Annotated in this window: 8 protein-coding genes; 5 read left to right on the top strand and 3 right to left on the bottom strand. The window is 62.5% G+C overall.

The window, feature by feature from the left end:
- Nucleotides 1-469: 469 nt before the first annotated feature.
- The 3 genes from istB to J9611_RS18475 form a co-directional block, all read right to left on the bottom strand.
- A complete protein-coding gene (gene istB / locus J9611_RS18485; protein ID WP_211882354.1) occupies nucleotides 470-1,201 on the bottom strand; it encodes an IS21-like element helper ATPase IstB in 732 nt (243 codons plus the stop codon).
- Entirely contained in the window at nucleotides 1,198-2,664 is a 1,467-nt protein-coding gene (gene istA / locus J9611_RS18480) for an IS21 family transposase (RefSeq protein ID WP_211882353.1), read from the bottom strand. The genes istB and istA overlap by 4 nt, the downstream gene beginning before the upstream one ends.
- 259 nt (nucleotides 2,665-2,923) lie before the next feature.
- The gene (locus J9611_RS18475; protein ID WP_307857149.1) at nucleotides 2,924-4,003 is read right to left on the bottom strand and encodes a DUF4158 domain-containing protein; all 1,080 of its coding nucleotides are present in this window, start codon (nucleotides 4,001-4,003) and stop codon (nucleotides 2,924-2,926) included.
- A gap of 144 nt (nucleotides 4,004-4,147) precedes the next feature.
- Between J9611_RS18475 and J9611_RS18470 the strand changes: the two genes are divergently transcribed.
- The 5 genes from J9611_RS18470 (at nucleotide 4,148) to J9611_RS18455 (ending at nucleotide 8,290) form a co-directional block, all read left to right on the top strand.
- Nucleotides 4,148-4,465, top strand: a complete 318-nt coding sequence (locus J9611_RS18470) for a hypothetical protein (protein WP_211882352.1) — start codon at nucleotides 4,148-4,150, stop codon at nucleotides 4,463-4,465.
- 86 nt (nucleotides 4,466-4,551) lie between these two features.
- Entirely contained in the window at nucleotides 4,552-6,843 is a 2,292-nt protein-coding gene (locus tag J9611_RS18465) for a helix-turn-helix domain-containing protein (RefSeq protein WP_211882351.1), read from the top strand.
- Nucleotides 6,844-7,048: 205 nt separating this feature from the next.
- A complete protein-coding gene (locus J9611_RS22420) occupies nucleotides 7,049-7,174 on the top strand; it encodes a hypothetical protein (RefSeq protein WP_281414598.1) in 126 nt (41 codons plus the stop codon).
- A gap of 164 nt (nucleotides 7,175-7,338) precedes the next feature.
- Nucleotides 7,339-7,980 carry an AAA family ATPase gene (locus J9611_RS18460; RefSeq protein ID WP_211882350.1) on the top strand — a complete coding sequence of 214 codons (642 nt, stop codon included), beginning with the start codon at nucleotides 7,339-7,341 and terminating at the stop codon, nucleotides 7,978-7,980.
- 28 nt (nucleotides 7,981-8,008) lie between these two features.
- Nucleotides 8,009-8,290 carry a hypothetical protein gene (locus J9611_RS18455; RefSeq protein ID WP_211882349.1) on the top strand — a complete coding sequence of 94 codons (282 nt, stop codon included), beginning with the start codon at nucleotides 8,009-8,011 and terminating at the stop codon, nucleotides 8,288-8,290.
- Nucleotides 8,291-8,364 lie beyond the last annotated feature (74 nt).

Raw genomic sequence — 8,364 nt, 5'->3', positions numbered from 1 at the left:
ACGAAATGACCTCACTGGAGACCAGCGGGACCCTGAACAGGCACGAATGGCACCCCGAATGGAACTACACCCTCAAACCACGCGACACACCAACTAAATAATCGGTGAGCCCTAAGGACACAAGCAAGCAAAGCTCGTAAGGGATCCGCTCAATCCTGCCCTTCTCATCCCTGACGGCCCCCTCCCAGGACCGGGGCACCACCCCCGCAACCGGAGCTACCTCTGCTGCAGCGAAGAACTGGCTCTTACTGCCAGCATCGGCATACCTTTTCAGCAACACGATGGCATCCATGATCGGCCGGAACGCCGTGTTATGGCACCGGAACCGCAACACGGACAGCAGCGCCGGCAACATCCGCCGGTAATGATTCGAATACGAACCCCTGTGTTTCGTCAACTTTGAGTAGGCCATTTCAGCGCTAAGAATCAGGCCACTTCGGCACGTTTCCAGGCCATTTCGGCTGTTGGGTTATTTCATCAGGGCATTTTTGACGCGGTAGGACTCACCACGGAATTGCAGCAGGCGTCCGTGGTGCACCAGCCGGTCGATGACGGCGGCGGCCATGTTGTCGTCCCCGAACACCGTTCCCCAGCGGGAGAATTCGAGGTTGGTGGTGATGATGAGGCTGCGTTTTTCGTAGCCGTCGGCGATGACCTGGAACAGGAGCCGGGCCCCTTCGGTGTCGATCGGGAGGTATCCCAGTTCATCGATGGCCAGGAGCTGGTTTTTGGCCAGGGAAGCGAGCTCCTTGTCGAGCCGGTCCTCGTCCTTGGCTCTGCGCAGCATCATGACCAGGGAGGAGGTGGTGAAGAACCTGGCTTGGATGCCCTGCCGGCAGGCGGCCGCCACCAGGGCGGTGGCCATGTGGGTTTTGCCGGTGCCCACGTCCCCGTAGAGGACGAGGTCCTGGGCCCGGGTGATGAACTCCAGGGATTCCAGTGCCTGCCGCCCGTAGTCTTCGGGGAACCTGACACTGGTGTAGTCGAATCCTGTGAGTGTTTTCATGGCCGGGAGCCTCGGGGATTTCAGCAGCCGCTGGCGGCGTGATTCCTGCCGGGATTCGTGCTCGGCGATCAGCACCTCGTGGAGGTATTCGCGCTGTTTCGGGGTGCCTTTCTCTGCCCATTCGGTCAGCACGCTGCCGGTCAGTGAGGTATGTTTGCCCGCTTCGAGGATGTCCTGGACGGTGATCGGGTTCATGCGACTTCTCCGGTGCCCGTGTTCAGGGTGGTGAAGGTGTCATAGACGCTCAAGTCCACGTTGGCTGCCGCCGGTTCGGTGCCGTGGGCCAGCCGGCGGGCGAGCATCCCCAGGGCTGCCATGTCCGGGGTGTCCCCGCGCCGGATCAGCGTGTCGGCGGCGGCCATCGCGGCGTCGAAGCCGGCGGACCCGGACGCGGCATCTACCGCGTTGAGCAGGCGGCGCCGGTCAGTGGCGGCTGCCTTGTCCAGCCAGTCGCGCACCGGGTCGGTGACCAGGGCACGCAGCGGGGAATGGGACCAGGCGCCGGGCTTGGTCACCAGCAGCGGGACCAGGGACGCGGGGTCGAAGATCGTTGTTGCCTGCCGGCCGAACACCCGGTCAAAGGACCGGACCGGCGCGGAGTGCTCGTCGAGGATCTGCACCACGTCGTGGCGCAAACCGACGGTGAGCATCCGCCCATGGAAGGAGGACCCGGCGGCGTAGGTGTTCCCGTCAATGAGCAGGTTCCCGGTCTTGTCGGCCTTGCGCGACTCGTAGCGCACCGGGTCGAACCCGACCCCGGGCAACGCCAGGGACGCCGCCCGGTCCTGGACGAACAGCTCACCCAAGACCAGGCCCTTGCGATAATGCGTCGTTGCGGCCAACGCATCGCACCGCGCCAGTAAAACGTCGTTGAGTCCGGCTAAGGTGGCGGCCTCGGGCTCGGGGACCATGAGGTTACGGCGCAGGAACCCGACCGCGTTTTCCACGTTGCCCTTCTCATGGCCCGAATACGGGTTGCAGTAGCGTGATTCGGAGCGGTAATGCAGCTTGAACGCGCCGAACAGTTTCGACTCCACGACCTTGGTGCCCACCCGGCGCCCGATGCCGGTGGCATTGTCAAAGACCAGGTGCCTCGGCGCGGCCCCGATGTGCTCGAACACCTTCCGCAGTCCGTGGCAGACGCATTCGGCGGTTTCGCCGCGGTAGGCCTGGACGAAGCGCATGTTCGAGAACGGGAAGGTCACCACCAGGAGGTGCAGGACCTGCCGGATCCCGGCGATGATCGCCTCGGCCTGCCCGAAGTCGACCTGCGCGGTGCCGGCGGGCCACACCAATTCGGTGAAACCTTCCCCAGCGATCCTGTTGCGCGCCGTCCATTTCTTCACGAACCGCTGCACCGGGGAATACGTGCCGGTGAACCCGTGCTCATCCACGAGCCGGTCAAAGACGCGTTTGGCCGTATGCCGCTGCTTGCGGTTCCGGCGCTGGTCCTCGGCGAGCCACGCTTCGATGATGTGCTCGAACCCGGTGAGCACCGAGGCCCCGCGCCGGGCCAGCGGTGCCGGCGGTTCCGGGGAGTAGTCCACCTGATCGGCGTATTTGGTCACCGAGGACCGGCTGACGCCCAGTCTGCGGGCGATCTCCCGGCCCGGGACTCCCTGGGAGTCCAGCCTTCTGATATTTTCTTGTACGGACATGGGTACCGTCATCTGCTTTCCAGCCCTTCCGGCGCACACGCTTCGCAATGGCAGCGCCGTAAGGAACCTATCCGGGGGTGGCGGGCCCATGTCCCTGACACTCTGGGAAGGGCCCCGGCCACCCGGTGATCTCTATCCAGGCAAGCCCCCGAAACCATGATTTCGGGAAAAACCGGCCTGATTCTTACCGCTCTTTTGGCCTGAAACGAGCCACCAACGTGGCTCAAATTCCCGGCTGAAACGGCCTACAGATAGTCGATCACACACAACCCCTCAACACCGTCCTCACTTTGCCTTGGAACACCGTCTCGTTCGCTTTTGCCTCCTGGACGAGCTGACGCAGGGTCTTCTCACTCACCACCGGGAAAACAGCATCCCGGACCGTTTCATCCGGACAAGTGACGGCTGTCTCGGCCAGTTTGAATAACAGCGCGGTCTTCCCGCGGACCCTTTGCAGATCTTCGGTGAGCTCCTTCTCTACCTTCTTCACCGCGCTGGTATTGATCTTCAACACCAGAACGAGCAGTAAATCGACAAGGCTGTCAGCGATCTCGGCCGTGCGCTGATGACACAACGCTGCCAACAACATCAACCTCACTGGTTCCGGTGTGGCCTGGAAATCCGACGGATACATCCGCCCTGCCCTGGCCCGCCAGGCACTCACGACTTTCTCGGACACCCCGGCAAACAAACCCATTGGCAACCCCAATGCCTGAGCTGCCGAAAGCTTCTCCACCTCCGTTAGCAGTGCTTCCAGCCCCGCAGGCCCAGGATCGGCTTTTAGGACTGTCAGCAACGAACCCGCCGTGCCATCTGCGGCCAACGCCTCCAACCGGGCCATACGCTCCGGACCAAGACGAGATAGGACATTCGCGGAGAAATCCTGCTCAAACATTGCCCGAGCCGCACCGATCATCCGATTCAGGCGCCCCGGTGGCTCAATCCTTTCCTGACGGCAACGACCCGAAACGGCCTCCGCCAGAGCACTTTCTCGAACTTCAGAAGGACAGACCGTCGCTGCAAGCCATGCCGTCAGATCAGTCTCATCGGCACGAGTGAACTCTCTAAAGCCAAACACCGTCCGGATCTCTGCTCGGTGACGCTCGATTGTCCGCCCCGTCCACGCGTAGGCCTCAAACTCTTGCGCCTCAACGTCAACCTGCTCGGAAACATAATCCACCGCCGCACGGTCGAACTCATCAGCCCCGCTGGGAAATCTTGCCTCATTCTCGAAAAACTTCAGCAACAACGCGAAACCCAAGCGCGTGGAGCGAGGCTTCCGGCCGAGCAGGTCAAAATCGCGCCCAACCAAAGTCCATTCCTCAATAAGCCCAGTCACTCCACCACAATCGCATGGTCAGTCCTTGAAACGCATGAACTTGGCGGCTCAGGACAGCTATAGGAGTACGGGGCCCCCACCGGTGCAGAAATCATCCGGAACACCGGCATCAGCCGCTCCGGCGTCGAAACAGCCCTGACCGACATGACCGGCCTTGGCATGATCCACCGCGACGGCCGCCACTGGAAATTCACCGCGACCGCAAACCTCAGCCGGATCGCCACACGCCTGGGCGTCATGGACGACGTCGCCGCACACATCACCCGCAACAGAAAAGAACGGGCAGCCTGGCACGCCTGGCTGGACCGCCACATAACGCCCGCTCTTGCCACGCACGAGATCTACGACCACGACGCCGAACACCACTGGATTCCCCCTACCGACGAAGAAACCGAGACCCAGGACTCTGGACATACGTCGGACTCTCTTCTGCTAAACCCTTCAAACCCGCGCTTTTTGTAGCTCGGGAGCTGTTATTTTTTGCCAATCTGTAATATAATTAATTAGAGAAAATATTGGCTTGATGGAGGGGTGGGATCATGGGTGTGATGACTGCTCAGCCGCCTCTTCCCATAGCCGTCGAGGAAGGTGCTGTGCCGCTTGGCTCGGCGGTATCGCTGGTGGAAGACGCCGACGGTGGCCGTGTTTTCCTTCACGGCCAGCTTGTCTACGCCTGGGATGACGGGGACACGCCCACGCGCCGGTTCGCGGCAGCGAAACTGGCCGATATCAAAGCAGCCTCCGTCGCCGATATCGCCGCCGGATTCGGTATCGATCCCGGAACGTTGTGGCTGTGGCGCAGGGATCTCAAAGCCTCCGGCGTGGCCGCACTGGTCCCGGATAAGCGCGGCCCCCGCGGTGCCAGCAAACTCACCGGGACCCTCATCTCGGACATCAAGGGCCGCCGTGCCCGCGGGGATTCTTTCCGCACGATTGCCGCAGCCGTGGACGTGTCCACGTTCAGCGTCCAAAGGGCGTTATCCGCAGACGCGGACACGGATGAGGGCACGGAGACGCCCGCGGCACCGGCGACCAAGACGGCCCCGGTGGATGGGACGTCCGCGGTGGACGGAACAGCCGGGGCCGCCGATCCGGGGCCCAGGGAAGTCCGGTTGCCGGTCCTGCCTGATCCGGTGGACCGCTCCGGGGAGCGGGCCGCGGCCCGTGCGGGGCTGCTGGAGTGCGCGGCCCCGGCCTTCGCCCCGGCGGCCCGGGTGCCGTTGGCCGGGCTGTTCCTGGCCCTGCCGGCACTGGAGACGACGGGGCTTTTGGGGTGTTCGAGGGAAGTGTTCGGGGCATTGGCTCCGGGGTTTTACGGTCTGGAGACCATTCTCACCGGTGCCGTCTTTGCCGCCCTGGCCGGGGAACCGCGGGCCGAGGGGGCGACCCGGATCGACCCGGTGGCCCTGGGGAGGGTGCTGGGCCTGGACCGGGCGCCGGAAGTGAAAACCCTCCGCCGCAAAACCGCCGCCCTGGCCGGGACCGGAAAGGCCGGGGACCTGCTGACCTTGATGGCAGCCCAACACCTCAATGGCAGCGATGACGAGGGTGGGGATCTGGCTGCGGTGCTCTATGTTGACGGGCATGTGCGCGCCTACCAGGGTCGTAAGAAGATCGGCAAGGTCCACTCGACAAGGTTGAAGTTCCCTGTCCCGGCGACCGAGGAGACCTGGGTCGCCGACGCTGCCGGGGCCCCGGTGCTGGTGGTCATGGCCGAACCGGGTGCGGCGCTGACCGGGGAACTGCGCGGGCTGCTGCCGACCCTGCGCACCATCATTGGCGACGGACGCCGGGTCCTGGTCGGTTTCGACCGGGGCGGCTGGTCCCCGGCCCTGTTCCAGCACATGGCCGGGAAGGGCTTTGACGTGCTGACCTGGCGCAAAGGCACCACCAAGGACATCGACGCCTCCCACTTCGCCGAGGTCGCCCACACCGACGGGCACGGTGAAACCCGGACCTGGACCGCGGCCGACACGGCCGTGGAGGTGCCCGTCGGGACCACCGGGGAGGTGTTCGCGATGCGCCAGATCAGCCGGACGGTCAACGTCCCCGGCGGCGGGTCACGGCAGATCCACATCCTCACCACCGACACCGGCCTGCCGGCCGGGGAGGTCATCCACAAGATGGGCGCCAGGTGGCGGCAGGAGAACTATTTCCGCTACGCGCGGATGCGCTTTAGTCTGGATTCCCACGACGCCTACGCCAGCACCGATGACGATGCGGAACGGTCGGTGCCGAACCCGGCCAAACGCAAGGCCTACCAGCAGGTCCTCGCCGCCAAAGCCCGGTACGACAAGGCCGAGGCCGACACCGATGCCGCGTTACTGGCCGCCCGGACACCGGCGCCGGGAACGGCCACGGTCCTGATCACCAACACGGAGCACAACGCGATCACCGCGGACCTCATCGCCGCCGAAACCGCCCTCGAACAGGCGCAGGCGGCGCACCAGGAGATCCCCGCCCGGTTACCGCTGGGGGAGATCGCACCCGGCCAGCAGGTCCTGGAGACCGAAACGAAACTGCTCACCCACGCCATCCGGATGGCCGCGTTCAACACCGCGTCCACCCTGGCGCGGGAGGTCCGCACCAACACCGGCTACGCCCGCGCCGGCCACGAGGCCCACGCGCTGGTCCGGCAGGCCCTCACCGGCAGCGGGGACATCGACCCCAGCCAGGACGGTTACCTCACCATCCGCCTCGACCCGCTCCCCACACAACGGGCCACCGCCGCGATCGCCGAACTCTGCGACCACCTCACCGCCACCGAAACCCGCTACCCCGGCACCGACCGGATCCTAAGATTCGAGATCAAAAACCGGGCAGCGTCACCCACAAATTAAATGGCAATGTCTGGAGTCCTGAGACCCTGGGCATGCTCTGGCACGCAGCCTGAACGCCCCCCACGAACGGGCAGCAGCCTCGGACGGGATCTTGACCAAAGTTGCCCAGGGCAGGGGACGCAGTGCCGACATCTATCCGGTTGGTGCCCCTGGACGACGCCGGCCGCACAGATCTGCCGTCATCGGAAGGAACGGGCTCTCTGGAATGCGTGGGCTCGCTCGTCACGAAAACGGATACATGGCCCGCCTCGATGTCTTTGACGCCGAGATGGACCGGGTACTGGAAGATGACGATCTAGGGTTGTTTGCGGGCATCGTCTTGGCCACCTAGCGGTCGTGGTCAGCAGGGTAACGCCCGTACTTATTTAGTACCAAACTAGTACGATACTACAACCATGTTAGTATCGTTTTTGTATAGTCCTGGTTGTGAACCACAACTATATTAGTATTAAACTGGTTCGATACAGGTTGCTTACTGAAAGTTAAAGAGACCAAATGATCATTACGATAGGTTCACTAAAGGGTGGCGTGGGCAAGAGCACCGCCACAGTAAATGCAGCTGCGGAACTGACACGCCTGGGTTACAAAACGATTGTTGTTGATGCTGACCCCATCGGTACGACCGCCAACTGGATTGGCGATCGAGAGAAGCAGAGCCCGGATCATGCAGCCATTATTGGAATTCAGAAGAAGGGAAACCTTCGCAGTACGTTGCAGGAGTTGGACACCAATTACGACGTCGTTCTTGTTGATGTCGGAGGTTATGACAGTCAGGAAATGAGGACTGCTGCAACATCGTCGGATCTCCTGGTGGTCCCGATGAAGCCGTCTCCCGTTGATCTTGATACTTTGCCGCAGTTCGTGGACTTGCTGGTCGCATTCCGGGACTTCAATCCGGAGCTGTTGGTGAGGGGACTGTTCACGCAGGCGCCTACTCATTCAATGAGCAAGAAGCTCGATGACGCAAAAGATATCCTCGGCGACTATCCCGAGCTACCGCTGTTCGATACGACGATGTTTCAGCGCAGCGCCTACATGGACGTCATGCCATTGGGTAGGGGAGTGGTGGAGTGGAGCGATTCCAAAGCAAAGGCTGAAACGCAGGTACTCGTACAGGAGATGATGAGCCTTGCCTAGAGTCACGCCCAATCGACGCAGGGGATCGGTGGACCCGGACCTGGAGAAGCGGATTGAGGAATTCAGCCAGGGGGCAACGACAGCTCCCGAGCCTTCAGCCGACGTTATGGAGTCTGCCGTGCCTGCGGTTCAACGGCCGGCGCGTTCAAAGTCCGTTGCGAAGGAACCGACTTCCGTTGGTTTCAACTTCAAGATGACCCCGACGGATCACATGCGGCTCAAAGCTGTATGTGCCAAGGAAGAACGAAGCATTCAGTACATTCTGAACAAGATCGTTTGGCCAGTCATTGCCGACCTCGAGAAGGAGTAGTACCAGTTTAGTACGAATTTCGTACTAAACCAGTAAAGGGCAGCACGCTCTACCGACCGCAGATGCAGCCTCCG

This window comes from Pseudarthrobacter albicanus, assembly GCF_018224015.1.
Lineage (GTDB): Bacteria > Actinomycetota > Actinomycetes > Actinomycetales > Micrococcaceae > Arthrobacter > Arthrobacter albicanus.
This window is presented reverse-complemented; position numbering and strand designations above follow the sequence as displayed.

Bases quoted from the DNA above. Each gene is read 5' to 3' on its own strand.
- J9611_RS18470 (WP_211882352.1), top strand. From the start codon at position 4,148: ATGACCGGCCTTGGCATGATCCACCGCGACGGCCGCCACTGGAAATTC.
- istA (WP_211882353.1), bottom strand. From the start codon at position 2,664: ATGTCCGTACAAGAAAATATCAGAAGGCTGGACTCCCAGGGAGTCCCG.
- J9611_RS18465 (WP_211882351.1), top strand. From the start codon at position 4,552: ATGACTGCTCAGCCGCCTCTTCCCATAGCCGTCGAGGAAGGTGCTGTG.
- istB (WP_211882354.1), bottom strand. From the start codon at position 1,201: ATGAACCCGATCACCGTCCAGGACATCCTCGAAGCGGGCAAACATACC.
- J9611_RS22420 (WP_281414598.1), top strand. From the start codon at position 7,049: ATGCGTGGGCTCGCTCGTCACGAAAACGGATACATGGCCCGCCTCGAT.
- J9611_RS18460 (WP_211882350.1), top strand. From the start codon at position 7,339: ATGATCATTACGATAGGTTCACTAAAGGGTGGCGTGGGCAAGAGCACC.